The 24,988-nt window shown below is 56.6% G+C and carries 19 protein-coding genes and 1 pseudogene; 14 read left to right on the forward strand and 6 right to left on the reverse strand.

From position 1 onward, the window contains the following. The first annotated feature begins 915 nt into the window (after positions 1-915). Positions 916-1,464, forward strand: coding sequence for a hypothetical protein (locus F0A16_RS20235; RefSeq protein ID WP_187776091.1), 549 nt, complete (start codon positions 916-918; stop codon positions 1,462-1,464). 450 nt (positions 1,465-1,914) lie between these two features. On the opposite strand, the gene F0A16_RS20240 is transcribed toward F0A16_RS20235, so the two are convergent. From F0A16_RS20240 to F0A16_RS20250, 3 genes are all read right to left on the reverse strand, one after another. Then, positions 1,915-3,978 (reverse strand): 3'-5' exonuclease, encoded by a 2,064-nt coding sequence (locus tag F0A16_RS20240; RefSeq protein WP_149437662.1) that lies wholly within the window; start codon positions 3,976-3,978, stop codon positions 1,915-1,917. Between the two features lie 174 nt (positions 3,979-4,152). Continuing rightward, positions 4,153-7,044, reverse strand: coding sequence for a site-specific DNA-methyltransferase (locus tag F0A16_RS20245; protein ID WP_149437664.1), 2,892 nt, complete (start codon positions 7,042-7,044; stop codon positions 4,153-4,155). A gap of 10 nt (positions 7,045-7,054) precedes the next feature. Next, on the reverse strand, positions 7,055-10,126 hold the full coding sequence (locus tag F0A16_RS20250; protein ID WP_149437667.1) for a BPTD_3080 family restriction endonuclease: 3,072 nt from the start codon (positions 10,124-10,126) through the stop codon (positions 7,055-7,057). Positions 10,127-11,137: 1,011 nt separating this feature from the next. On the opposite strand from F0A16_RS20250, the gene F0A16_RS20260 reads away from it, so the two are divergent. Further along, entirely contained in the window at positions 11,138-11,836 is a 699-nt protein-coding gene (locus F0A16_RS20260) for a hypothetical protein (protein WP_149437668.1), read from the forward strand. Positions 11,837-11,873: 37 nt separating this feature from the next. After that, a pseudogene (locus tag F0A16_RS20265) lies at positions 11,874-12,376 on the forward strand (Hcp family type VI secretion system effector). 64 nt (positions 12,377-12,440) lie between these two features. Here the strand turns inward: F0A16_RS20265 and F0A16_RS20270 are convergent. Then, entirely contained in the window at positions 12,441-13,022 is a 582-nt protein-coding gene (locus tag F0A16_RS20270; RefSeq protein ID WP_223119843.1) for a TetR/AcrR family transcriptional regulator, read from the reverse strand. 139 nt (positions 13,023-13,161) lie between these two features. Here F0A16_RS20270 and bdcA point away from each other — a divergent pair, with 139 nt between their 5' ends. The 5 genes from bdcA to F0A16_RS20295 all read left to right on the forward strand — a co-directional run bounded on the left by bdcA (position 13,162) and on the right by F0A16_RS20295 (position 17,402). Next, positions 13,162-13,872: an SDR family oxidoreductase gene (gene bdcA, locus F0A16_RS20275; protein ID WP_149437672.1), complete on the forward strand. Its 711-nt coding sequence runs from the start codon at positions 13,162-13,164 to the stop codon at positions 13,870-13,872. A 279-nt stretch (positions 13,873-14,151) separates the two neighbouring features. Continuing rightward, positions 14,152-14,982 (forward strand): oxidoreductase, encoded by an 831-nt coding sequence (locus F0A16_RS20280; RefSeq protein ID WP_149437675.1) that lies wholly within the window; start codon positions 14,152-14,154, stop codon positions 14,980-14,982. A 67-nt stretch (positions 14,983-15,049) separates the two neighbouring features. Then, positions 15,050-15,904, forward strand: coding sequence for an NAD(P)-dependent oxidoreductase (locus F0A16_RS20285; RefSeq protein ID WP_149437677.1), 855 nt, complete (start codon positions 15,050-15,052; stop codon positions 15,902-15,904). 172 nt (positions 15,905-16,076) lie between these two features. Next, positions 16,077-16,379 (forward strand): EthD family reductase, encoded by a 303-nt coding sequence (locus tag F0A16_RS20290; protein WP_187776092.1) that lies wholly within the window; start codon positions 16,077-16,079, stop codon positions 16,377-16,379. Positions 16,380-16,658: 279 nt separating this feature from the next. Beyond that, positions 16,659-17,402 (forward strand): 3-oxoacyl-ACP reductase family protein, encoded by a 744-nt coding sequence (locus tag F0A16_RS20295; RefSeq protein ID WP_149437679.1) that lies wholly within the window; start codon positions 16,659-16,661, stop codon positions 17,400-17,402. A 425-nt stretch (positions 17,403-17,827) separates the two neighbouring features. On the opposite strand, the gene F0A16_RS20300 is transcribed toward F0A16_RS20295, so the two are convergent. Further along, positions 17,828-19,285 carry an MFS transporter gene (locus F0A16_RS20300; RefSeq protein ID WP_149437681.1) on the reverse strand — a complete coding sequence of 486 codons (1,458 nt, stop codon included), beginning with the start codon at positions 19,283-19,285 and terminating at the stop codon, positions 17,828-17,830. Positions 19,286-19,331: 46 nt separating this feature from the next. After that, positions 19,332-19,934, reverse strand: a complete 603-nt coding sequence (locus tag F0A16_RS20305; protein ID WP_149437682.1) for a TetR/AcrR family transcriptional regulator — start codon at positions 19,932-19,934, stop codon at positions 19,332-19,334. A 430-nt stretch (positions 19,935-20,364) separates the two neighbouring features. Between F0A16_RS20305 and F0A16_RS20310 the strand changes: the two genes are divergently transcribed. From F0A16_RS20310 to F0A16_RS20335, 6 genes are all read left to right on the forward strand, one after another. Then, a complete protein-coding gene (locus tag F0A16_RS20310) occupies positions 20,365-20,685 on the forward strand; it encodes a chorismate mutase (protein ID WP_149437685.1) in 321 nt (106 codons plus the stop codon). A gap of 61 nt (positions 20,686-20,746) precedes the next feature. Next, positions 20,747-21,493, forward strand: coding sequence for a gamma subclass chorismate mutase AroQ (gene aroQ / locus F0A16_RS20315; RefSeq protein WP_239023911.1), 747 nt, complete (start codon positions 20,747-20,749; stop codon positions 21,491-21,493). Between the two features lie 274 nt (positions 21,494-21,767). Continuing rightward, the gene (locus F0A16_RS20320; protein ID WP_149437687.1) at positions 21,768-22,355 is read left to right on the forward strand and encodes a TetR/AcrR family transcriptional regulator; all 588 of its coding nucleotides are present in this window, start codon (positions 21,768-21,770) and stop codon (positions 22,353-22,355) included. A 157-nt stretch (positions 22,356-22,512) separates the two neighbouring features. After that, entirely contained in the window at positions 22,513-23,124 is a 612-nt protein-coding gene (locus F0A16_RS20325; RefSeq protein WP_149437689.1) for a hypothetical protein, read from the forward strand. A gap of 111 nt (positions 23,125-23,235) precedes the next feature. Continuing rightward, positions 23,236-24,108, forward strand: coding sequence for a cytochrome b/b6 domain-containing protein (locus F0A16_RS20330; RefSeq protein WP_149437690.1), 873 nt, complete (start codon positions 23,236-23,238; stop codon positions 24,106-24,108). Further along, positions 24,105-24,878, forward strand: coding sequence for a molybdopterin-binding protein (locus F0A16_RS20335; RefSeq protein WP_149437692.1), 774 nt, complete (start codon positions 24,105-24,107; stop codon positions 24,876-24,878). Before F0A16_RS20330 ends, F0A16_RS20335 begins: the two co-directional genes overlap by 4 nt. The last annotated feature ends 110 nt before the right edge of the window (positions 24,879-24,988 follow it).

Below are 24,988 nucleotides of genomic sequence, written 5' to 3' on the forward strand. Positions count from 1 at the left end.
AAGACGTTGGTGAGTATCTGATGGGGTACTACAACCGACAGCGACCTCATGCCTTCAATGACAGCATGTCCCCCGTTGTGGCCGAGGAAAACCTTAAAATACTGTCCGGAAATAGTTGACCACTACAGAGATGCGTGCCTCTGGGCAGTGGATGAAAGCTGAGCTGGCCAAGCGTCGCCAGGAGCATGGAGAGACGGAAGCGGTTGAGACAAGTGCCTCCCCTATTACTAATGGTGAAGCCTCCCGATTAGCCCCTGGCGACGAGCAGGTTTGAGACAGGTCCATGCGTATTACTAATGGCGAAGCCCTTGGGATTGAGGATGGCAACGCAGCCAATAGCACATGCAGATTTTCGTGCGCACGAAATTTCTGAATGTTCCAGGGTGTTCAAGGGTCCGTGCGTATTACTAATGGCGAAGCCTAACGCATATCCCTATGGTTGCTAGCCTCGCCCGAGGAGCCACCATTTTTCTTACGTACGAAAAGAAAGTATGGGTTTAGGGCTAGGGCAGGATTCGCGGGGTGGTACCACAACGTACCACTGGCAGTAGGAGCCATAGTAGGAGGTCGGCGAGATTTCGTACGTACGAAACATCCACATGACTTTGCCCTAGGGCAGGATTCGCATAGTGCCGGCACATGGTACCGCCGTCCTGAGTTGATCTCGTTAGGAAAGAGTGTTCCAGGAGTCCAAGTTTCTTACGTAAGAAAAGAGTGGATAGGTTTTGAGCTAGGGCAGGATTCGCGAAGTGCTAGCAAAGCGTACGAGTGGTCAGTAGCAGTCATTGCGGCAGGTTGGCGAAATTTCGTGCGTACGAAAAACTCTTCTTGGTTTTGGGCTAGGGCAGGATTCGCGAAGTGTCAGCCGTTGCCGGCAGCGTGCTGGCATTTGGTACCACACTCGATGGGAAGTAAATGATGAAAGAGGACGAGATGACAGAAGCAGCAGTGGTCAAAACCAGGCTGACATCAGCCGAGAAGGAAGCCTGGCAATGTCTGTGTGAGGCATCTGGCCGTTCGGAGTCAGATGTGCTGCGGGAGATGATTCAACGCGTTTGTGGCGAAAGCATCGCCGAAGAGGGGCGAGATATGATGCGAGGCCCCAAGTCCTGCAAGTTATCGGTTCGGTTGACTCGGCAGGAGCAGGAGTTGATCACTGAGCGGGCCACTTACGAGGGCTTTCCGAATCGCACTCGTTGGGCTTCGGCGCTGATTCGGGCGACGCTGCTACGTCAGCCGGTCATGAACGAAGAAGAGTGCTCGGCCTTGATCCAAGCATCTTTCGCACTGACCGACGTCATTGAAAACGCTGGCGGTACCCAGCTGGGTTTGCCTCGCATGCGGATTAAGGATCAGGGCCAGGGAGAAATCAGCATCAAGGAGCTACAAGACAGAGTGCGGGAGGTTAATGAGCGCGTGATGGCACTGGTCTCCAGTGGGCGAAAGCGTTGGAACCTGGTGTGAGCATAGGAGAATGGAAATGCCGAGATATAGCTTCAAGGTCGATCCGTGCCCTCCGGAGGAAGGCTATGGCTGAGTCCTGAGGTACTTTGAGGATGATTGGGAGATTCCAGGATACGAGGTGTTTTCTGCACCTCACGATGTTGGATGGATGAAGAGGGTCGAATACGAGAACGCCAAGTTTGCCGGAGAGCTATGGGTCGAAGAGATGATCGCGGCATATGGCGGGGATTCAGGAGGTCGTCCAGAAAGCGAGTCGGATAGTACGCAGTTGAGTTTCAAGCTCGATGAATGGTAAGTGCCGCGTCAGGACCGCAGCCAGCTTCAAACCAGGGTGAGTGACGGCGCAGACCACTCTACCCTGTGACAAAGTGCTGAAATTTTTTATGTAACTAATTTTTATGAGTCGCTTCTACTGACTAGCGCAATGAGGTTTGATTTTCTTTAGAGAGTTTAGCTGTTGGAAAGGTCATCTAAAAACTCTGACGGCACATCACCACTGGTGACCAGTAAGTGGTCTCGGGCCCGTGTGCATGCCACATAAAGCAGGTGCCGTTCCGTGTTGTAAACCTCTTCCAGATCAGCGGCATCGGCAACTGACTCGATACGTTGCTGTGAGGGAAGTATCTCGTCATCACATGCCATCACTGCGACAGCGCGGAATTCGAGACCCTTGGCGAGATGCATGGTACTGATAGTAACCTTGCCTTCTGATGCCAGTACGCGCTCATCCAGAGTGTGGTAGGGGAGTTCTGCCTGTATTACAGCATCGCGAGCGCGTTCCAGCTCCGCTGGCGAGCGCACGAATACCGCCATTTCGCCGGTACTCACGCCTTCAGCTTGGCACTGCTGCAACCAACTAGCCACTGCTCTGGTTTCGTCATTCTGGTTATCAAATGATTGGACGGTAGGGACAGGACCATTGAATACTGAGATGGTGCCACTGCGCTTCTCGGTGTTTCCGTCTACGTCAGCGATCTCTGGGTCCAGCAGTAAGTCGGCCTGACGACGGATTTGGTGCGATGTACGGTAATTGATATTAAGAGTACGCGAGCGTCCTTGGATATTCACCCCCAGAGCCTTCCACGAGAAAGGTTGTTGAAAAATGCGCTGTCCCAAATCACCGGCAAAAAACAAGCTATTTGGGCGGTTACCTCCTAATGACGCTACAAACTGTAGCTGAGGTACTCGGATATCCTGCGCCTCGTCAATAATAGCGAAGTCATAGAGTGGGGTGGTGCGCTGCTGGATGACAGAGGTCAAGGTGCTGAACATGCCAGCATGAGTTGTTAGACTGCGTTGTTTCAACTCATGACGAGTCTTTTCGAAAATAGACCAAAGTGTGGCACGCTGTGCCTCGGGGAGCCGGGTTTTTCTGCCTAGGCGTCGAACATCGCGATAGTCTTCCCAAGACGCCAACTGCCAAGCATCGACTATATCTTCCCACTCAGAAAGCAAGAAGCTTGTTGAGAAGGTATGCTCTTGCGTTGTTTGAGCAGCCTCTTTCAGTAGGGTCTTGATCACTTCGCGGCTGGCTAGCTTTACTGGGCCATACTGTAGTTCATACAGCCGCTGACCTAGGGCATTCATCGAATAGACATCAAGTCGCTCACCTAGCCGTGGTTGTGTGCCGATTAATAGGATCAGCTTGTCCCTGAGCATATTGGCCAATGAGTCGGAGAAGGTTGCTAGCAGGATACGTGCGTCCGGATTGGCTTTGGCGAGATGCACGGCTCGGTGCAGAGCGACTACTGTCTTGCCAGTACCAGCAGAGCCGGAAACCCGTGCGGGCCCATTATATTCGCGTTCGACCCACTGGCGCTGTGTTGGGTGGAGAAAGATGCTCCATTTTTCCCAAGGATACTCCAGAGCCCGCTCTAGTTCTTCAATATCGGTCATCACCCGGAAGCGGCGCTGGGCATCCGGGTGATCGAAGGGGCTGGTACCGGTGTAGGGAGTGGCCGGCTTCGGAGTATTACCGGTAGCTAACTCTAGCAGGGCTTCGGCTGCTTCTGCAGGCAAATGTTCGGCTAATTCAAGCAGTGAGTCCTCATTAGCTTGGAGCACTTCGTCGAGCCAATCGGTGGGGACTCCGTAGCTTAGAAGAACATCCTCGGTTACACCCTCAAACAACCGTGACCTGGCCGGTTCGGTTTCGACATAACGCGATACCACGATTTCCCGCACGGTCTCCCTGACCTGAACCAGCTGTGCTGCTCCTGTCTTGGGATGAATCTCCAGTTTTCGACCTGCAGCCCATTGGTAAGCTTTGTCATGGTGATCTACATAACAGAGCAGCAGGCTGTCATTGCTGCGGTGTACGATCAGGCGTATGTCACTACTTACCCGAACTGACCAGAAATGCTTGTCCTTAGCATGATCCAACTTATGGAACTTCATACCAGGGCTGGCCGGATTCATCTGTAGATCGAAGGCAGTAGTCTTGGCTGCCTTCTGCTCGTCGCCGGTGAGCTTGGAAAGGCTGGCAGTAAAAGTATCGGCGATGCGAAAGTTCATGGAATTTTCACCATTGTTATCGTGGTGCCGTTGTTGTTGATGGTGGCTGCTGAGGAGATGTCTGCAGCCTCCTTCATAGCTCGAATTAAGCCTGAGAGGGTGCCGGTTTAGATTGATATTTGACAATTTCCTTCACCACCCTTCAGCAGTACTTCTACGGATGAAGTTTAAGGTTCATACCCTGAACACCTTCATCACCTCATCTCCGAGATGATTGATCACCTTAACCGCGATACGTCCCGATGATGGTCTATTGAAGGGGCGCGAGGTATCACTGTGGAGAGTCGCCCAGGCATCCTCGTCGATCTCCGCCTTGAGGGTGGTCTTCAGCGACTTATAGGGATCGTTCGCACCAAGGAAGTAGGCTTGGCGAACGAAAAAGCTTTCTTCGTTGTAGTCGGTGTCTATGAACCAGCAGGCGATGCCCTCGGCACCATCGGAACGGACTTCACCTGTATTGGGGTGGAAGACGTCGACTCCGTTGACCTTGACCTGTATCTGGTCGGGCTCCCCGTCGCCTTTTCCATTCGGGCCAGTGACATTGAGGATATCGATATCCGGCTCGCCGAAGATGACGAAGAGGTTGCCTTTGCCCGTATTCTTGAGGTCGTCGGCCATGTGAAGGTCGGCATTCATGCGCGCCTTAAGCACAGGGATGCGACCGAGCTTATCGAACTCGCTGGAGTGAGCATCGAAGTTGAAGGCGCAGGCGACCAGTACGTCGAAGTCGGCGTCGCCGGCCTCGCGAGCTGCAGCCACCAGATCTGGTCGGGAGACGGTGCCGAATTCAGGACCAATGAAAATAGCAGCACGCTTCTCCCTGCCGGATTCTTCACTGCTGCATTCGAGCTCTTTTCCTTCAATATAACGTCCTTCGGCGCAGACCAAGCTGCCTGGCCAAGGGGTGAGCGACGTGAAGGATATTTTGTCTTCCCTATGGGCCTGCTGGACGCCGGCGGTCTTGAGGTTCTCCAGCATGATCTGCACGAAGTCGCGCTCTTCCGCGTAGTCCCCATCGCTCTCAACAACCGCGGGGTCGCTCAGCTCGTCATTCTCGTCCACGCCCAGCACTCGATGGGGAGAGAGGCTTTCCACGGTGAAGGGCCCGGCGACGCGCACCTTCTTTTTGTCCTCGTAGGGCTTGTCGTAGAGGTATTCCTGGTCGGCCTTGGCGGTGATGGAGGCGTCGATCTCCTGCTGGCGGGCGATGCGCTGATCCCACCACTTAGCGTGAAGCTTCTTGGCCTCTTCTGGCCACTCCTCACCCGCTTGGCGAGGGATCTCCCACTCTTCCCAATTGGCTGCCACGGCGTCGTTGAGTCGACCGCGCAGCGGTTCCAATATTTCCTGGAAACGCTCCCAGATCACATCGATCTCGGTGTTGTTGGCGATGGCCTTGAGGGTGATATGTGGTGCTCTCTGATAGACGAAGCCGTGTCCGATATGGCCTCGAGTGGGCTGGCTAGAAGGTGCGGTTCGGGTGATTTCTGCCTCTTTCAATTGCCCGTCGGGGCTGTCGGCTAACAAATAATAAGGGTAACGAGCTCCCATGACGCGAGCGCGAGCCAGGGCTAGGGCTACTCGAGAGGTATCGATGGTTATCCAGCGGCGCCCCCACTGTTCAGCAACAGTGGCAGTAGTGCCGGAACCGCAGGTTGGGTCAAGGACTAAGTCGCCGGGGTCAGTTACCATCAGCAGGCATCGACGTATCACGAGGCTGTCAGTTTGGACAACGTAACGCTTAGGGTCAGCACTAGAGTATCCTGCACTTCCTGTATCAAGCCAGGTATTATTAATTGGCTTATACGGGTTATCAGTAAAAAGGCGCACGTAATTTAGCTGTGAGGCCAGAGGGAAAAGCCGAGCAGCATGCGCAAGGGTGGTCATGCCTTCGGGATTGCGAGTTTTCCAATGTCGGCCCTTACCACAATCGAAGTCTCGCCCTTGAAAGCGAAAAATCCGCTCTTCAGGCTTTCCTGGATCTTGTGAAACGGCAAAGCTAAGTTGCGCAAGCTGATGTGCCTCGGATTGAATGATGTCGATTTTTTTGTCACCACCTAGTGGTCGAGCATATGACCTTAATTTGTCAACAACATATTTATAGCTTTTAATTTCTTCCGGATCTTTTGGTGTCAGTATCGGGCGAAACTTCATTGAATTTATGTTTTTTGCATAGAACAGGATGTAATCATTCTCTGAGCTAACTTTTTGATCGGCTCGCCCTGTAGTAGTCGAGTATGCAATTTGGGCGATGTAATTTACATCGCCAAACACCTCATCCATTAGCGTTCTAACTCTATGTACATTTTCATCGCCAATCTGCACAAAGATAGAGCCAGAGTCTGCTAATAGATCTCTCGCAACGATCAACCTATCACGCAAATAGGTGAGGTAGGAGTGAATACCATCCCGCCAAGTGTCACGGAAGGCCTTGACCATCTCCGGCTCGCGGGTGATGTGGGCGGCGTTTCCATCCTTGACGTCACGGCTGGTGGTAGACCACTGAAAATTGGAGTTGAATTTGATGCCATAGGGTGGGTCGAGATAGATGCACTGCACCTTGCTGCTAAGACCTTCACGCTCGGCGAGGCTAGCCATTACCTGCAACGAGTCGCCGAGGATCATGCGGTTGGTCCAGTGGGCTTCGTGCTGGTAAAACTCGGTGGTAGCAGCGTCGTTATCAAGGCCGTTGAAGTCGGCGAAGAGATCGGGTTGGTCGTCGCTGGCCTGTTCATTGGCTTCGCTACGCCGGCGCAGGTCGTCAATCAGTACCTTGGGGTGCACCTTCTCCTGGATGTAGAGAGGCGGGGCGTGTACCACCAGATCGGACCAGTCCTGCTGGTCCTTACCACGCCAAACCAACTGAGGGTCTAGGTCTCGGTTGCGGCTCTCCTTCTCTTCGTTCAGCTCGCCGCTACCGCGTGGATAACTGACCTTGGCCGGAGCTTGGTCGTCCTTACGCATCAGCGACTGATATTCGGCGGTGGGGATATTGCGGCGCTTGGCCTCGTCGTGAATGAGAGACTCGACGGACTTGGGGATGTTGGGTTGTACCTTTCTTGCCATGCTAAAACCCTTACGCTGACGGCTTGCCGGTTACGCGGCTGATCATTTTGTTGAAGTCGGCTTCTACTTGCTTGGCGAAGTCGTCCTGCATCTGGAACACATCGGTGAATTCGGCGAAGGCCCAGCGACCGTAGATGCCCAAGTGGTTTACCCCCGGCACCCAGTAAGTGTCCATGGTGGCCTTCTTCTCCTTGGCATCCTCGCCACGGTAGCCCTTGATTTCGACGATGAGGTTAAGCGGGTCATCCTTACCGTGGCCATCGTCAATCTGGACGATGAAGTCCGGGCGGTAAGTGCGGGTTTTCGAGGCGTAGCGGTAGGGCACATCAAGCCCGAGGTTATGATTCTTCACGTATGCCAGCACCCGGTGGTGAGCCTCAGCAACACGGCAGAATTCAGCTTCCCAGTCACTGTCGAGTACTACCCAGTTGAGTTGGCAGCGGCGGCTGTCGGTCTCGTAACGCTCTGTCTTGGAGGTGGTGAAGTTGACATGTGTCGTGGAGCCGGTGGGGTTGTAGGGGTCGAGTACTGCCTTGATGGGGCGCTTGCCCTGCTCGGCGCGGGTAATGGCCGCGGTAATGCGGTCACAAGCGATATCGGCCAAGGCCTGATACATCAGGAGGCCGGGGTATGTATCACCCCTGCAGACCAGACAGGTGTCCAGCCACTGCCGGGTGATGCGTTTGAGCTGGCCGAACAGGTGCAGCTTGGGTTCCTCGCCGGGATCACGCCACTTGGTGTAAAGCAGGCGTTGGGTTAGATGGAATAGCAGTGAGGAGCTGCGCATGTCACGGATGTGCTCGAGGCTGAGGTCCACTGCCTCGCCAATGATGCCGGAGTTCTTGGTGATGGAAGGGCCGACGATGGCCGGGGTGAGCTCGAATACTGAGTCATCGTTGAAGTCCGCAAACAGGCGCTCCTCCGGCAGTTCAACCCGGTAGCCGGCCACGCGGGGAAAGGTGATCTCCAGAACCTCTCGCTCTGGCAGTACGGCCTTGACCTGTACGGTTTCCCGCGGGGGTTGGGGGGGAGCGATTACCGGTTTGGCCGTGAAATCGAAGGGGATACCGAGTACGTCGGCGTATTCGGCGTTGAATCGCCCCTCCTCGTTCAACTCGTAGGACTGACGGCGCAGGGCTCGGCCAATCACCTGCTCGCAGAGTAACTGGGTACCGAAGGCTCGCACGCCCAGCACGTGGGTGACGGTATTGGCATCCCATCCTTCGGTGAGCATGGAGACGGAAACCACACAGCGGATGGATTCGCCGAGCTGGCCTACCTTACCGACAGTGTTCATGACCTCTCGCAGCAGCGTGGCATCATCTATCTCCTTGCCGGCGCGCAAGTCGTTGGCCAAGGCCCCACCCCGTTCTAATGCCTCACGCTTGAAACGCTCGATCTCGTCGGCGGCCAGCGTGCGGAAGTTCTTGTCTAGGGCCTCACCGGATTCCAGCTGCTCGCTATCGATCAGCAGGGTGTTCGGGCGGGGGAGCGGATTGCCGTGCTCATCGAAGTTGCGAAACAGCTCTAGGCGTCCGTTCTCGACATTCTCTGTGCCGTCTTCGTTCTCGCGGATAAAGCCGGAGATGTAGTCATAGACCAGTTTGGAGGTGGCGGTATTGTTGCATACCACGATGAAGCAGGGAGGGACCTTGATGCCCGCCTTCTGCCAAAGTTGCCAGGTCTTCTCGTAGTGGCCGTAGAGAGCCTGCAGTGCGGTCTGCAGCTCCACCGGAATACTGAGGGGGTCGAGTGCTTTGCTCTGGCCACGGCCCTTCTTGGGCATCTTCTTGCCAATGTGTTTCCACAGTTCGCGAAACATCGGCATTTCATTGCCGGGGATGTTCTCGGCAACGGGGACGCGAGGCAGCTTGACGATGCCGCATTCAATGGCATCCATCAACGAGAAATCGCTCATGGTCCAGGGGAATAGGGTACCTTCCACATAACCGGAGCCGCTGAGAAAGAAGGGCGTGGCGGAGAGATCATACACGCGCGCCACGCCCAGCTTACGATTGACCGCCTCTAGGCCGCTGATCCACAAGCGAGCGGCCTCTTTGTTTTTCTCTGCTTCCTTCTTCTCGTCGCCCTTGAGGGCCTCCTCGTCAGTATCCCCCGGCTTCTCGCGGTAGCAATGATGGGCTTCGTCGTTGATGACCAGGATGTTTTTCAGGCCCATTAGCTCGGGCATGACCCGTTGTAGCATCTGGCCTTCGGTTTCGGTCGTGTTGAGCTCATCGCCACCTCGGCCTTGCAGCAGCAGGCGTCCACCTTTGGAGAGCTCCATACGTTCGCGACGCTTGAAGGAGTGATAGTTGGTGATGACAATCTTGGCCTTGCCCAGATCCTCCATCATGTCGCTGGGGACCAGCTCGCGGTTTTTGTAGTAGCTATCTGGATCATTGGGCATCAGTACGCGAAGGCGGTCACGGATGGTGATGCCGGGGGCTACGAGTAGAAAACCGCGTGTGAAACGCTTGCTGTTGGGGTGACGCACGGCATTGAGGGTCTGCCAGGCGATCAGCATGGCCATGACTGTGGTTTTACCGGCCCCGGTGGCGAGCTTGAGTGCCAAGCGCATCAATTCCGGATTGGCCTCGTTGTTGGCGTTGGCTAGGTGTTCCAGGAAGCGAGCGCCGTTCTTGCCGATCTGCGGGGCGACCTCGGTAAGCCAGATGGCGGTCTCCACTGCTTCGACCTGGCAGAAGAATGGGCGGATGCCAGCGAAGTCATGGTGTCGCCAGTGCTGAAGCAACCGGGCAGTTTCTGGGCTCACACGCCAGTCGTTGGGGTTGGGTAGGCGGCGCCATTTGTCTACTTCCCCACGCACGGCGTTGATGACGGCCGTGTGATCGTACTGTTGGTCGTCGCTGGAAAGCCCCAGACCCTCGTCGAAGGCCAGTGCGGCCTGCTTGCCGCTACCCTTGCGCTTCTTTGGCTTGGGGATGGGAGTGATGAACTCGGCTCTGCGACGCTTCTCGATAATTTGCTGGGTGGGCTGGCCCTGATCATCCAGCTCCCAGTGGCGGCCGGGGTACTGATAGGGGGAGTTAAGGATCGGATGCTCGAAAAATTGCTCCATATTCCCTGCCTTGCTTCCTGCTGTAATAAGGTACCGTTCCCCGTACTAGAGTCAGCACCTGCTATTTTTTTATCCTTCGACTAGCAATGTTCTAAAGCTGTCGAGGTGCGAGCATGATGGCTCATACTGCTTTCGTAGAGCCCAACAGCCCTATGCAGACTGGCTACTGGTCTGACTAGGCGACCGGTTACAAACCTGCACAACGAGTACAGTAACGGTACACACATTAATTTTCTATGCTATCCTCAAATTTCGCTAAACTACTGATTCCAAAGAACTGTACCTTTCTCCAGATTTCGGTCAGTTTTCCTTGGCTGTCAGCAACTTATTGATTTAGTAGAGAACTCATAATCCCTTGGTCGTAGGTTCAAGTCCTACTGGGCCCACCATTAAATCAATAGCTTACGTCACTTTTCTGCCCGTTTCAGGGTTCCATTTCCGTACCGTGTCCACACTTTGACCACACTCGAATTTCGGGCCGTATTTGATGCTGTCCGCGAGATGATCAGGTGAGAGGTGGGCATAGCGCATGGTCATTTGGATCGTCCGGTGTCCAAGGATCTTCTACAACGTCAGCAGGTCGCCCCCGTTCATGATGAAGTGGCTAGCTGTAGAGTTTCGCCTAGACTCCCGCGTGCATCGCGCGATGCCTTGGCCGACTTCGACCTGCAGCAGATGCTGGACATTCCCCATGCGGCCTTCCCTCTGGAATATACGTTCTTCCGTAAGGGATTGAATTGATACTGTAGCGATGCCTCAACGTCGCTAACGCCTCCGTCGATCGCTGTAATTCAGATCGGACAGCGAGCGCGGTCGCGGCGCGTTGATGAAGAACCTGAGCCATGGATCATCCCCTGATAGTGGCTCGTAAGATAGACCATTGCTCTACGGGGCCGTACACGCAACCTAAACGCAAAAAATACAAAAAGCTACTCAAGGTAGCGCATTAGTTGATCAAGGAGGAGTAACAACATGTTAAGGTCTTATGATAGCAGCATATAAGTCAATACTATGAAAAATGTATTAATACCAAGTCTACAGCACAGCACCGAAATATTTATTGCTCAGCATTTCCTCACTGCTGCGGGCATTTCTCCCACGCTGTCTGCAGGCCCCAATCTTTTCATGCTAAAACGGCACACTCGGGACGCTCATCAAAATTCTATCGATGTCGTGACGCTAGAAAACTGGTCCACTACTCCAGATAATTACTCTATTCAACCCGTGGGTGAACAGCCACTTTTTCCGTTAAAAGGCTATTGGATACCGCAAGGTGAAAGTGCTGAATTGCCCGCCACGCCAGGCCCTGGGGATCCGAAATTTGCCTTTACACCGGACTTTACGGGGTGTTCATTAATGATTGATAAACTCAATCAAGAAAGCTATCGGGTTTATCATGTTCAAGGAGGTCACAAGGGCGGTCATGGAGGGGAGGCACCAATAAGTTACATGGATATAGAGTATAATAATGAAGGGCGTGATCACGGAATGGGCTTGACATACTCGTCGAAATTCAGTGACTACGGAACGGAATCATCTCCAAGAGCATTTATATTCATGAAGTACGATCTGACGCTGGAAAAGTGGTGTGTATATACGCAGAGTCAAAACGGTCTGGGGGTGTCATATAACTCTCGCACGGGAGATATCGTTACGGTAAGTCTTCCCACCATTCGAACATATAGCATGCGAATTGTTGATATAATATAACAATCTACACCGTCTTCCCCAACTCCAGGAGATCGAAATGGCTTTTGATGCATACCTTCAAATCGAGGGCATTCAGGGTGAAAGCCTCGACAACGAACATCAAAATTGGATCGAGGTTCTGCAGTACAATTACGATGCTTATCAGTCGGCTTCAGCTACCGCCAGTTCTGCCGGTGGCGCCGCGTCTGGGCGCGCCAAGCTAAGCGATTTTCAGATTACTAAGTTCGTTGACCGAGCCTCTGACCTGCCCCCGAACTTTATGAAAGCTGCTGTGCTGGGCAACATTTCAAGAGGATAGTGTTCCATGTCAATCGTGCGGGTGGCAAGCAACTCCGATATCTCGAGATTACGCTGGAAGAAGTCATTATCTCGTCCGTGACGGGAAATGGTGCGTCTGCTGGAGACCTTCCTCTGGAAACCGTTCGCTTCAATTTCGGACGTATTAAATTCAACTATATCCAGCAAAAGCGGGATAATGGAGCCGGCTCCGGTAATATTGCCGGGGGGTGGGATCGCATTGCCAACAAGCGCTACTCGTAATTCCAGTAGAAATTGCCAGGCAGGAATACCCATAGCGTTCCTGCTGCGCTAACTCTCTGCACGGTCATCTCTTTGCACGGTCATTGCCTCCCATTATCCGCTGCTCCGAGTTCAATTGCGCCTTCAGTCCCGCAACGGCGGTGCGTGCCACATCGACTAACCGGGTTTCGTCCATGCCTTCCCGCGCACTGGCTGAAAGTCCGGACATCGTGCTGGCCATGAAGTCGGTAATCGCCGATGCGTGCTCCGGATGTGTACGGGCGACGAACTCGCGAATTCGATCACGGCGCTGATTCGCCACCCGGCGTGCATGGATGACGCTCTCATCTCCGTCATTGCCTCGGGCGGCTTCGAGTACAAGACACCCCCGCTGTTCCGGATCTCGCGCATAGGTTCGTGCGGCGCTCTCCAGCAATTCCGCCAGTGCATCCGCCGGTGCCCGGCCGGGCAGCAGGATCTTGTCCAGCGCGAGGGCCGATTGCGCGTAGCGCTCGATGACCTGTGCGAAAAACTCGGACTTGCTACCAAACGCCTTGTAGAAACTGGGCGGTTTCACACCTAGTGCATCGGTCAGTGCCGCCAACCCCACGGCTTCGTAGCTGCTGGCGTGGAACAGGCGCTGGCCCTTGTCCAGTGCGGTTTCCATGTCGAAGCCACGGGGACGGCCCCGGGGTCTGGGCGCTGATTCGGCATTTTCTTTAGTGTCCACTATAAAAATCCTTGCGCATGCATTCTGTCTAATTTTATAGTGATTGCTATCCAATTTGCTACCGGAGGTGCTTCACATGGATTTCGTAGACAAGCGTGTTCTGGTCGTTGGGGGAAGCCGTGGTATTGGCGCCGCCATCGTTGCTCTCTTTGCCGATAGCGGGGCTCGGGTGAGTTTTACCTACTCGGGTTCACGCGAAGCGGCGCAAAACCTGGCGGCGAAGACCGGGGCGACAGCAGTCCAGACCGATGCGGCCGACCGCGACGCGATGATGGCGACCGTGCGTGAAGCGGGGCCTCTGGACATCATGATATTCAACGCCGGCGTACTGGTAGCGGGTGACCCTCTGACGCTGGATCCGGATGCGGTCGATCACCTGATCGACGTCAATGTGCGCGCGCCGTACCACGCATCAGTGGAGGCAGCGCGGGCCATGAAGGAAGGCGGGCGCATCATCGTGATCGGGTCGGTCAACGGCGACCGGATGCCGTTTCCGGGACTGGCCGCCTATGCGCTGAGCAAGTCGGCGCTACAGGGCATGGCCCGCGGGCTGGCCCGGGATTTTGGGCCGCGCGGCATCACGATCAATATCGTGCAACCGGGGCCAACGGATACCGACATGAATCCCGCCGACGGCGAACTTGCCGAGCAGATGCACAGCGTCATGGCGATCAAGCGTCACGGCACCGCCCAGGACGTGGCCCATCTGACTGCCTATCTGGCCGGGCCGCACGCTAGCGGTATCACCGGTGCGATGCACACGATCGATGGCGGCTTCGGCGCCTGAGCCGTGCACGATCGGCCAGGAGAGTCTGCATGACAGCTACCCGCTTTAAGAAGGGAATGTGCATGAGCAAGCCCGAAGCAACATCGGCATATGCGCCTTGGGAAACCACCCCCGCGCGGACTGTCCGGCGCGGACATTTCTGGCTGCCTGGCGACCGTATTAGCTTGGCCGGCAATACCTATCACTCCGGTCCCATGTTCGTGGCGTGGGCGGCGCCCGTAACGCCAGACGCCATGAACGGGCTTCACAGATTCTGCACAAGACACTGAGGAGAGTGCCATGAACAAGACTTGGCTCATCACCGGCTGCTCCAGCGGTCTGGGGAGACATATTGCCCAGGCCGCTGCCGCGCGAGGCGATAACGTGGTCGCCACCGCCCGCAACCCGGACACGCTACGCGATCTCGCCGATCGCTTCCCGGATCATGTACGGGCCGTTCGGCTCGATGTTACCGAGCCGGGTTCGGTGGCGGCCGCCATTGCGCTTTCGGCGCGTGAGTTCGGCGGGCTCGATGTACTGGTCAACAACGCGGGGTATGGCTTCATCGGCGCGGTCGAAGAGGCGGAGCCGGAAGAGTACCGCCCCATGTTCGAGGTGAACGTGTTCGGTTTGATCGAGACGACACGAATGGCGCTGCCGGTCCTGCGTCGGAGAACCGGGGCGCGCATCGTCAACTTGTCTTCGGGCGCAGGACTCTCTGGTGGCGCGGGTTCCGGTTATTACAGCGCTACCAAATTCGCGGTGGAGGGATTCTCGGAAGCGCTGGCCAAGGAAGTCGGACCGTTAGGCATTCAAGTAATCATCGTGGAGCCTGGTCCGTTTCGTACCGAGTTCCTGGGACGATCCATCGCGATGGCTGCCAGGGAGATCGATGCCTATGCCGAGACGGCGGGCCAGCGGCGTGCCTATCGAGATAGCAATGATGGCAAGCAGGCTGGAGACCCCGAGAAGGCCACGGCGGTGATCATGCAGGCCGTCGATGCCAGGCATCCGCCACTCCATCTACCGCTGGGGCCGGTCGCCTACGGGATCGCCGAGCGCAAGTTCGATGCCTTTCGCTCCGACATGGAAGCCTGGCGGGAGATTGCATTTCATACCGATTTCGACTGAGCGGCATTCTCTTCCACATCAATAGAGGGTCTGGTGGCGAACACCGTCAGACAACGGGAGTAGGGCAATGGATATTGGCGTTATTGGATTAGGGGCGATGGGACGCGCCATGGCGAGCAATCTCGTTGCGGCCGGGCACACGGTCAAGGCCTGGAACCGTTCCGGTGGCGAGCTCGATGGCGTGACCATGGTGGCTTCGCCGCGGGAGGCGTTTCAGGGGGATGCGGTGCTGACCATGCTCCCCGACGATGCGGCGATTCGGGAGGCGCTGCTGGAAGGCGGTGTCCTGGAACATGCCGCAGCAGGCACCGTGCATATCGTGGCCTCGACCATCTCGTTGGCATTTTCGCACGAGCTGGCGGCCCTGCATGCCAACGCCGGCATGGATTACGTCGCGGCGCCGGTGCTGGGCAGGCCGGATGTCGCTGCCAAGGGTGAACTCAACATTCTGGCCGGGGGAAGGGCCGCGGCGGTTGATCGGGTGCAACCGGTGTTCGAGGCCATTGGCAAGCAGGTATGGCTCATGGGCGACCGGCCGCCCGCTGCCAACGCGGCCAAGATCGCTTGCAACATGATGATCGCCATGGCGATCGAGGCGATGGCGGAAGCGGTCTCGCTGACCGAGGGCAACGGCGTGGAGCGTGAACGCTTCTTCGAATTGATCCTGGGCACGTTGTTCGGCAGTCGCTCCTATCAGGTCTACTCGGCCAATATCGCGAATGACGACTACGAGCCGGGATTCAAGGCGACGTTGGGCCTCAAGGATCTGCGCCTGGCTACTGAGGCCGCCGAGCAAACCGAAGGTTCGCTACCGATGCTGGCAGCGGTCTATCAAAGGATGGGCGAAACGGTCGACGCCGGTCTCGGCGATCGCGACTGGTCGGTGATGGCGGACTATACGATCCAGTCCGCGAAGCGCTGAATCGATATCGACACCGCTGGAGCCTGAAAGGTCGTGGCAAGGGCCAAATCAGTTGCCGGAAAGCAGGGTAGGCCACCAGCGACAGGGTTCGCACGCTCACTCATTCCTGGTTTCGTCATTCTTGTCCCAAGGCAGCTGAACTGTATGAAAACGAGCAATGGAAACGATACTCATGACCAAGATGATGGTTGTTTGTGTTGGTGACGAAAATACGAGATTCGATCGCGAATATTACGCTACCCAGCATCTCGCGCTGGCGATGGAGTGCTGGGGGCAATATGGCCTCGAGTCGGCGGAAGCCTTCTATCCCGCTGGCAACGGGGATGGCTGGCTTTCCATCGGGGTCTATCGCTTTCGGGAAACCAGCGATATTGATGTGGCGCTTGCCTCGCCGGAAACCGAGCTAGTCATGGCCGATGTCAAAAGATTCACGGACGCGACAGTCGTGATGAGAAGCCTTTTTACTCCGCTGTGACCCTTTTCCACTCGCTAGTCGAGAATGGTGGGTTGTTGCCTTTCCGGTTTGTCTCCTCCGCTGGGTGTCCAGCCGTGCCCTGTTGTTCTTAGACCACCGAGTCTGAGATTGAATACGGCCTTAAGTGATTCCAAATGATAAGCAGGTTTGCCCGTGAGTCTGGGCATTTCATGATTATCGTGTGGGATAAAGGTGAAAGAGTGGGTCCAATAAAGCGATTTTTATTGGACGGCTATGTTTGACTACAGCCCGGCAGGGGCATGCATAGGAAGTCATGAAATGACCAACTCTTTGAAAAACAAGGTGGCGATCGTCACTGGCGGTTCCCGCGGCATCGGGGCCGCTATTGTTCGACGTTTGGCTGCAGATGGCGCTACGGTGGCGCTGACTTACCATGCCTCTCCCGGCAAGGCCGAGACACTGGTCTCGGAAGTTCAGGCGTCGGGCGGGAAGGCGAAGGCGATCCAAGCCGACGCGGGTAATCCGGATCAGGTCAGAGCAGCGGTCAACGACGTGTTCGAAGCCTTTGGCAAGATCGATATTCTAGTGAACAATGCTGGCATTCTCGTTCTGGGGAATCCCGGAGAAGTGACATCCGAGGATTATCAGAGAATGCTGGCTGTCAACGTCACTGGTATGGTCGCTGCCACCGAGGAAGCGTTGAAGCATATGGGGCAAGGCGGACGTATTGTTCATATTGGTAGTAATGTCACTCAATATGTCGGGTTTGGTACTATTTCACTTTACACCCTGACCAAGGGCGCCGTATCTGGCTACACGAGAGGGTTGGTGCGTGATCTGGGGCCGCGTGGCATCACGGTCAACACGGTTCAACCTGGCCCAGTGGAGACCGACATGAATCCCATAGATGGCCCCGTGGCCGAAGTGATGCTTCCCCGGTTGGCGGTTGGACGCTATGGCCAGGGTAAAGACATTGCCGGCGCAGTGGCTTACCTGGTGAGTCACGAGGCGGACTTCGTCACGGGCGCCGAGTTGTTGGTGGATGGCGGTTTTTCCGCCTAGTCCATGATGAGAGGCTGCCTCGTGAGATTTAGCCTCTCATGTTTGTACAACTGGAACTTCAGCCTGGTCATTGGGCTGATAATGATCCCTCCTATTGAATCTATCCCGCGTCTTGTCAGATTGGCGAATTCCACACGTCGAGGCTGATCAGCCAGCCATCATCTTGCTCCCAAGCGAATACGTTCTCGACGGATCTTACCGTTGGATATTCGGCGACATCGCTTGATTGATAGCGTCCGATGAACCGCTCACATCGCGGCATGATAGGTCCAGGAGTATTTTGCATGGATCACCCAGGCTTTGTGCATGGCGCAAGAGGGTATGGAAACGATTGGTCGAGAAGAGCGCGGAGTCTACGGCGATGATCTTTTTGCCTTCCATGGCGAGGCGCTCCCGGAGCTCTTGGTCGAAAGGGCAGCTTGCTGCTATGCCCCAGCTACCCGGCCATCGGCGGGTGGCACGATGCTGGGGCGCCGGGCAAGTGTGATGCTCAGACCCGACCCGACGGCGAGACACAAAGCGATGCATAGCATTGATACGACGAAAGCGTGGGTGATGGCTGACGGATCGTCCTGGAGGCCGAGAAGGGAATAGAAAATGCCACCAATGATCGCGACGCTCAGCGCGGCGCTGACTTGCAGCGTTGACGTGGCGATGCCTGCGATCATGCCTGAAAATGCCGGTGCGACTCGACTCGTCACCATCCGCATCAAGGTGGGAAGCGCAAGTCCCTGGCCAAATCCAATCGTGAAGAGCAGGACCGCGAGCGGCACGAATGCCAACGGCATGCCCAGCGGCGTCGTGGCGACCAGCCAGACCAGGCAGAGGAAGCCGCCGGCTTCAAGCGCCATGCCAATGGCATTGACGTAGACGCCAACGACGCGCGTGCCCAGTGGGGCTGCCAGCGGTCCCAGTAGAAATCCCGCTCCGAACGGCAGGAAGATCAGGCCCGCACTGAGGGCATTCAGATGCAAGGCGCCCTGCAGGAACACCGAGAAGAGAAGGAAGAACGCAGCAATCGTGTAGAACAACAGCGCGATCAAGAGTGCCCGGCCCAGGCCCGGCGCTTTTAGCGCGGCAGGAGACAGCAGTGGAGCGCGCCCCGTACTGGCAAGCCTGCTTTCATAACGCCAGAAGTACCACGCCAACGGCGGCACTGCGCCGAGCGATAGCCAGGACCACAGGGGCCACCCCGCTTCACGTCCCTCGATGAGCGGTATGATCAGCGCGCCGAGGGTGGCCATCGACAGCATGGTACCGCCGATGTCCAATCTACGGGCGTGCCGGAGACGCGTATCCTTGAGGAGAGGGATCCCGAACAGCGCGACCAGAATTGCCAGCGGCAGATTGATCAGGAAGATCGCCCGCCATCCCAGCCCTAGCAGGTCCAACGAAATCAAGATGCCCCCGAGAGCCTGTCCGATGGTGGCGGCCAGGCCGAACACGGCGCCATAGAGGCTGAGTGCCAGCGGCTTCTCTGTTTCTGGAAAGATCACCTGAATCGAAGCCAGGGCTTGCGGTGCCATGATGGCCGCCGTCACGCCCTGCAGTATGCGCCCGATGATGAGAGCCCAGGGCGACCATGCGATACCGCATAGCGCCGAGGCGACCGCAAAACCGATCAATCCGCAAAGGAACACCCTGCCGCGCCCAAACAGGTCGCCCAGGCGGCCGCCGGTAATCAGTGTCACGGCATAAATCGCGGCATAAGCCGAAATGACCAGTTGCTGGGACGAAGGCGAGGCGCCCAGGTCCTCGCGAATCGAGGGAAGTGCGACATTGACGATGAAGAAATCGAGCGGCGGCAGAAAGGTGCCGACAAGCAGGATCGCAAACATTGCCCAGCGGCGTGGTGCGGGAGGCGTCTTGGTATCAAGTGTCATGAGATAGCCCTTTTTAAGGAACCGATTGGTTCCTAAATGGATAAATTTAATTCCGCTCGAGCATCAGCATCGCGCTATCGACCAGCGCGACCATGTCTGCCTCGAGCCCACCGGTTTTTCCCAGTACGCGCATGCCCTGGATCTGGCAGACCAGAAAGCGTGCCATGGCCTGCTCATCCCCTTCGGCGATTTCGCCGTTTGCCTGCCCACGCACGATCGCGCCGGCATAGAGTTGCTGTATGCGACGAAACATCTGTGCAGCGCGTTCCGCGAGCGCCGGGTCGTGGGCCGCCATCTCGACTGCGATGGCCACAACGAGGCAGCCACGCCGGCCTGCCTCGCCCGAGGAGAGGCGGGCGTAGCGCAGCAGCGAAGCACGAATAGCCTCTTTGACCGTACCGGGCTGCGACAAGAGGTCTGCGGTGGCCCTGAGTCCCTCTGCCATGTATAGGTCGAGCGCCGCGAGCAGCAGCTTTTTCTTATCGCCGAATGCCTTGTAAAGGCTGCCCCGCGACAGTCCCGTGCCTTCGATCAGGTCGGGTAGGGATGTCCCTTCGTATCCATGGTCCCAGAACACGTTCATGGCGTCGCGTGCAGCAACGTCCAGGTCGAACTCGCGGGGACGCCCGAGACCAGCGTGAGTTGCCATCGATGTCTTTTCCTGTCGAGTCTATATGAGAACCGTTCGGTTCCTATGTTAGTCTTCGCTCGCGACTGGGGCAAGCTATCAGTGTCGTGACCACGAATAGTCTGGTGGAAGTGCTCTTCTACTGACCGTGGCGTGCCTGATGGAGGTGCAGACAAGGGCGACCGGCTCTGGAGCCTGAACTGCTGCATCGGGGATTTGATCAGGTGAGCAGGGGCTCGGGCGGAAGGTGAAACAGCACTGCGAGAATCGAGCAACCACGTTGACTGTCTACCATCCAGAAGGTAGGCTTTCTCGCCAGTGAAGAATGCCTTCACGATTTGATCTTCCGACCCATGAGGCTTGCATCCCAGGCGGTATCTTGGGGAGCGCTTGTCTTTGCCAGAAGCGCCGTTGAAACCTCTGGTAGAAGCACCGTTGAAGAGGGAGCGTTATGAAAGAACGCGACGTTGCCGCTCAATTGGCATCGTATCGAAAGACGATCGATAACATTGATGCGGCTTTGGTTTATATTCTTGCTGAGCGTTTTCGGTGTACCAATGAAATCGGCCTATTGAAAGCCGAGCATGATTTTCCTCCGGTGGATGAAGGCAGGGAGCAATCGCAATATGCGCGCCTGAGAACACTTGCGGATGACGCCGAGCTCGATCAGGTTTTTATTGAAAGATTGATTAGGACGATCATTGACGAGGCTGTGCGACGGCATGGACAGATCGCCGCTGACCACTTCGCCAAGAACGGTTCGGCGACGTAGGGATCAATGGGGGCGGTCAGGGCTCCCCGGTAATGAGAATCGCTACGCCGGTTTCCGCCGTATGGCTCCACGTTGGATGGTGCCCGCGGCGCCAATGATGTGCCAGTCTTCGTTCAACGTCCGTCCCGAGCACGACGCCACGCGCCGCGGCGGCTTGGATGAATCGTTTGTCACTCTATGGAGTATCGTAATGGGGGTTGAAAGGGGGTCTTTCACGTCTGTTTTTCATTTCACGCTACGAGCCATCATACTCGTCATATTGGTACTTGGCGCTGCGTACCAGGCTCGCTCCGCCGAGCCTGCTGACGATGCGAGGCCGGTGGTGGATCATTTGCTGAAATTGGTTGATGAGCGTCTTGCCATCGCATCGGATGTCGCAAAGGCTAAGTGGAATTCTGGTGATCCCATCGATGCCCCGGCACGAGAAGCAAAGATTGTAGATCGGGTCGTGGTCGAAGCCACACGAGCGGGTGTCGATGCGTCATTTGCCCTGGAATTTTTCAGGCATCAGTTTGATGCCAGTAAACTCATCCAGCATCGACTCCATGATCGATGGCAACGAACGAAACACCCACCCTTTGACGCTCCGCCAAGCCTTGCTGAAGATATCCGCCCCAAGCTCGATCAGCTGACGCCACAATTGATTGAGTCGCTCCGAGATTTCAAGCGTATTACCGTCAACGCGAGTATTCGGCGATATATTGAAAACCGGTCCGAAACCTTGATAAACGACGGAATAGGAGGTGAGGCAAGAGAGGTCGCATTGCGTCCTTTGCTGGAAACTTCTGTCTTGAATGAATCGTTTTGAATAAATCATTTTGAATAAGCCGTTTTGGATAAATAGCTTTGAATAAATAGGAGCGCAGGCTGGTAGCAAGTCCCAAAAGAGCAGGTCGAAAAGACCTTGCGAAAAGACCTTGATTGACCAGGCCCCGACATGATGGTCGCTGCGAAAGCGGGTCGAAGGGGGATTCCCGTCGAGCCTCAGCTCACGTTGCTTTTCTTATCGATTCTAGCCTGGTTTCACCGGTACGGCGGGCCGATCTTGACAAATATTCTACTACAAGGTAGATATGCCAATCATGACCAATCCCACAAGTACCGCTGACAAAATCCTTCAATGCGCGCGCTCCCTGATCATCGCTGGGGGGTACAACGGCTTCAGCTATGCAGACATCGCCGAAGTCGTAGGCATTCGCAAGGCGAGCATTCACCATCATTTTCCCAGCAAGGTCGATCTGGTTCGTACGCTTCTGGAGCGATATCGCGAGGAGGCGGAAGCAGGGATTGCTGCGCTGGAACGTTATAACCCTGACCCCGCAGATCAACTTCGCGCCTATGCAAACTACTGGGCGGCGTGTATCGCCGATCCCACCAACGCCTTCTGCGTATGCGCCTTGCTCGCGAGCCAGATACCTGTGCTGCCGCCAGAGATCGTGCTCGAGGTTCGGGCGCATTTCCGCATGCTATCGGCATGGCTCACCGCTGTGCTGGACAAGGGCGCAGCGCAAGGCGTGTTCGTTCTGGCCGGTACCGCTCGATCCGAGGCGGAGGGATTCGTGGCGGGCGTACACGGTGCGATGTTGTCGGCTCGGGCCTATGGCGACGATAAGGTGTTCAAGGTCGTCACTGATTCCCTGATGGAAAAGCTCATGCCGAATCGCTCGTAAAACCGAGCTGGCAAGGAAGGCTTCTGCACGATTTCATCGTCTACCATCCAGTAGGTAGACAACAAGCCGGGTCCCTGTTAGCCTTGGATCGGAAGGCGGCTAAACCCGTCCACATCAATCCATTTGCCTATCTACTAGTAGATACCCTGGAGTCAACATGTTACGTCAACTTGTGGTGGGATTTGTGACTGCCGCGGCCATTGGCTCGGCGGCTGTCGCTCAGAGCGCCATGGCTGAGCCCATGAACGTGCGCGGCGACGTGGTCAGCTTCAGCGGTCAGACATTGAAGGTGAACACGCGTGAAGGCGAGACCGTCGACATTGCGCTGGCGGAGGGAGCGGTGGTTTCGGGTGTCAGCCGTGCAGCGATTACCGACATCAAGCCCGGCGATTACGTCGGTATCGCTTCGCTTCCCATGAAGGACGGCGGTAGTGGCGCGCTCGAGGTGCTGATCTTCCCGCCAGCCCTGAAGGGCGCCGGCGAGGGCAGTTTCGGTTGGGATCTGAAGCCCCAAAGCACCATGACCAACGCCACGGTCGCAGACGCTGTCAAAGGTGTGGATGGCCGAACCGTTACCGTCACTTATCACGGGAAAGAGAAGACAATCACCATCCCCGAAGGAACGCCTGTCGTGACCCTGGCACCGGCCACCAAGGCCGATCTGACGCCGGGAGCGGTCGTCTTCGTCCCCGTCGAGAAAAGCACGGATGACAGCTTGACCGCGAAGCAGGTCGTCGTTGGCGCCAATGGTGTCGTCCCGCCGATGTGAGTGGAGGTCGCCACCGGCCTGGATTCAGGATTCTGCCAGGCCGGTGGCGCGTTCGATCTCGCAAACGTTGCGCTGTTTCGACCCATGCCGCTAAACCATCAGGACCGACCCATGAATCAGGAGACGCAACCGCTCCGCTCGACACCTCTCCAATCGACACCGCGTCGGCGAGCCATCTTCATCCGACGCCATGCCGTGGTTACCCGCCTGTCGCACTGGCTGAACGTGGTGTGCCTGAGCTTTCTGATATTGAGTGGTCTCCAGATATTCAACGCCTATCCGCAACTCCACTGGGGCCAATACGGCATGGATTCCGATCCTGCCTTTCTCACGATAGGGGCGAGCGAGAGCCACGGGACGCCGCATGGCTTCGTCGAGATCGGCAGTGTCTCCGTGCCCACCACGGGTTTCCTGGGCCTGTCGAAGGTGGAAGGCGAGTGGACACCGCGTGCGTTTCCGACGTGGCTTACCTTTCCGTCCTATCAGGATCTTGCCGCTGGCCGGAACTGGCACTTCTTTTTCGCCTGGGTGTTCGTCATCAACGGTCTCGTCTACCTGGGATACGGTCTCGTCAGCGGACATTTCCGGCGTGACTTGACGCCGAAGGCGCAGGAGCTCGCACCGCGTCATTTCTGGCGGGAAATCGTCGATCATGCCCGCTTGCGCTTCCCCGCCGGCGAAGCTGCCCGGCACTATAACGTACTCCAGAAATTGACCTACATCGGTGTCATGGCAGGGCTGCTACCGCTGATGATACTGACGGGGTTGACCCTGTCGCCGGGCATGGACGCCGCGTTTCCGGCTCTTCTCGATATCTTTGGCGGGCGCCAGTCCGCCCGATCGCTTCACTTCATCACCGCTTCGCTGCTGGTCGTGTTCGTGATCGTTCACGTCGCCATGGTCATCCTCTCGGGGCCCTGGAACAACCTGCGCTCGATGGTCACGGGTCGCTATGCGATCCGCAGCAAGGAGCCTGACGCATGACAGATCTCAAGCGCCGTCGCTTTCTGATCAGCAGTGCGCTGGGCGTGAGCGCGCTGGCGCTGTCCGGCTGCGACAGGCTGGAACAGAGCCCCGAAGTGGGAGGCGTGATTCGCTCCGCCGAGAAGCTGACCATGAGCGCCCAGAGACTGCTGCTGGGCCGTGACGCGCTCGCCCGCGAATTTGCCGAAACGGACATCTCGCCAGCGTTCCGCGTAAACGGAACCAGCGCCCCGGACGGTGAGGCGTATGCGCAACTGGTCGAAGGCAACTTCGCCAACTGGCGGTTGAAGATCGACGGGCTCGTCGACCGGCCGCTGGAGCTCTCGCTGGCGGATCTCAAGAAGCTTCCTGCTCGCACCCAGATTACCCGTCACGACTGCGTCGAAGGGTGGAGTGCCATCGCCAAATGGACCGGTGTTCCGCTCGGAAGTCTTCTGGCGGCGACTGGACTCAAGCCCTCGGCGCGATTCGCGGTCTTCCATTGCGCCGACGAGCTCGAAAAGACGCTCGACGGCAGTGGCCGATACTATGAAAGCATCGACCTCATCGACGCTTTCCATCCGCAGACGATCCTCGCTTACCGGATGAATGACCAGGAACTATCGGTGGGCCATGGCGCACCGTTGCGTCTCAGAGTCGAGCGGCAGCTGGGCTACAAGCAGACCAAGTACATCATGCACATCGAGATCGTCGACAGTTTCGCCGCCTTGTGGGGCGGCAGCGGCGGCTTCTGGGAAGATCGGGGATACGAATGGTACGCCGGCATTTAAGTCGTTCGCCAACCCCAACCAGGGCGTTCGATCACTAAGTCGCTAGTGGTGAGATCATGCACCCGGCGCATTCTCCACAGAGAAGCGTTGGTGACTGGAAACGGTTCGAA

Origin of the sequence: Salinicola corii, assembly GCF_008298015.1 — a bacterium.
Classification (GTDB): Bacteria; Pseudomonadota; Gammaproteobacteria; order Pseudomonadales; family Halomonadaceae; genus Salinicola; species Salinicola corii.

Excerpts from the sequence above, each read along its gene's own strand:
- F0A16_RS20235 (WP_187776091.1), top strand. The coding sequence starts at position 916 with ATGATGAAAGAGGACGAGATGACAGAAGCAGCAGTGGTCAAAACCAGG.
- F0A16_RS20240 (WP_149437662.1), bottom strand. The coding sequence starts at position 3,978 with ATGAACTTTCGCATCGCCGATACTTTTACTGCCAGCCTTTCCAAGCTC.
- F0A16_RS20245 (WP_149437664.1), bottom strand. The coding sequence starts at position 7,044 with ATGGCAAGAAAGGTACAACCCAACATCCCCAAGTCCGTCGAGTCTCTC.
- F0A16_RS20250 (WP_149437667.1), bottom strand. The coding sequence starts at position 10,126 with ATGGAGCAATTTTTCGAGCATCCGATCCTTAACTCCCCCTATCAGTAC.
- F0A16_RS20260 (WP_149437668.1), top strand. The coding sequence starts at position 11,138 with ATGAAAAATGTATTAATACCAAGTCTACAGCACAGCACCGAAATATTT.
- F0A16_RS20270 (WP_223119843.1), bottom strand. The coding sequence starts at position 13,022 with ATGGAAACCGCACTGGACAAGGGCCAGCGCCTGTTCCACGCCAGCAGC.
- bdcA (WP_149437672.1), top strand. The coding sequence starts at position 13,162 with ATGGATTTCGTAGACAAGCGTGTTCTGGTCGTTGGGGGAAGCCGTGGT.
- F0A16_RS20280 (WP_149437675.1), top strand. The coding sequence starts at position 14,152 with ATGAACAAGACTTGGCTCATCACCGGCTGCTCCAGCGGTCTGGGGAGA.
- F0A16_RS20285 (WP_149437677.1), top strand. The coding sequence starts at position 15,050 with ATGGATATTGGCGTTATTGGATTAGGGGCGATGGGACGCGCCATGGCG.
- F0A16_RS20290 (WP_187776092.1), top strand. The coding sequence starts at position 16,077 with ATGACCAAGATGATGGTTGTTTGTGTTGGTGACGAAAATACGAGATTC.
- F0A16_RS20295 (WP_149437679.1), top strand. The coding sequence starts at position 16,659 with ATGACCAACTCTTTGAAAAACAAGGTGGCGATCGTCACTGGCGGTTCC.
- F0A16_RS20300 (WP_149437681.1), bottom strand. The coding sequence starts at position 19,285 with ATGACACTTGATACCAAGACGCCTCCCGCACCACGCCGCTGGGCAATG.
- F0A16_RS20305 (WP_149437682.1), bottom strand. The coding sequence starts at position 19,934 with ATGGCAACTCACGCTGGTCTCGGGCGTCCCCGCGAGTTCGACCTGGAC.
- F0A16_RS20310 (WP_149437685.1), top strand. The coding sequence starts at position 20,365 with ATGAAAGAACGCGACGTTGCCGCTCAATTGGCATCGTATCGAAAGACG.
- aroQ (WP_239023911.1), top strand. The coding sequence starts at position 20,747 with ATGGCTCCACGTTGGATGGTGCCCGCGGCGCCAATGATGTGCCAGTCT.
- F0A16_RS20320 (WP_149437687.1), top strand. The coding sequence starts at position 21,768 with ATGACCAATCCCACAAGTACCGCTGACAAAATCCTTCAATGCGCGCGC.
- F0A16_RS20325 (WP_149437689.1), top strand. The coding sequence starts at position 22,513 with ATGTTACGTCAACTTGTGGTGGGATTTGTGACTGCCGCGGCCATTGGC.
- F0A16_RS20330 (WP_149437690.1), top strand. The coding sequence starts at position 23,236 with ATGAATCAGGAGACGCAACCGCTCCGCTCGACACCTCTCCAATCGACA.
- F0A16_RS20335 (WP_149437692.1), top strand. The coding sequence starts at position 24,105 with ATGACAGATCTCAAGCGCCGTCGCTTTCTGATCAGCAGTGCGCTGGGC.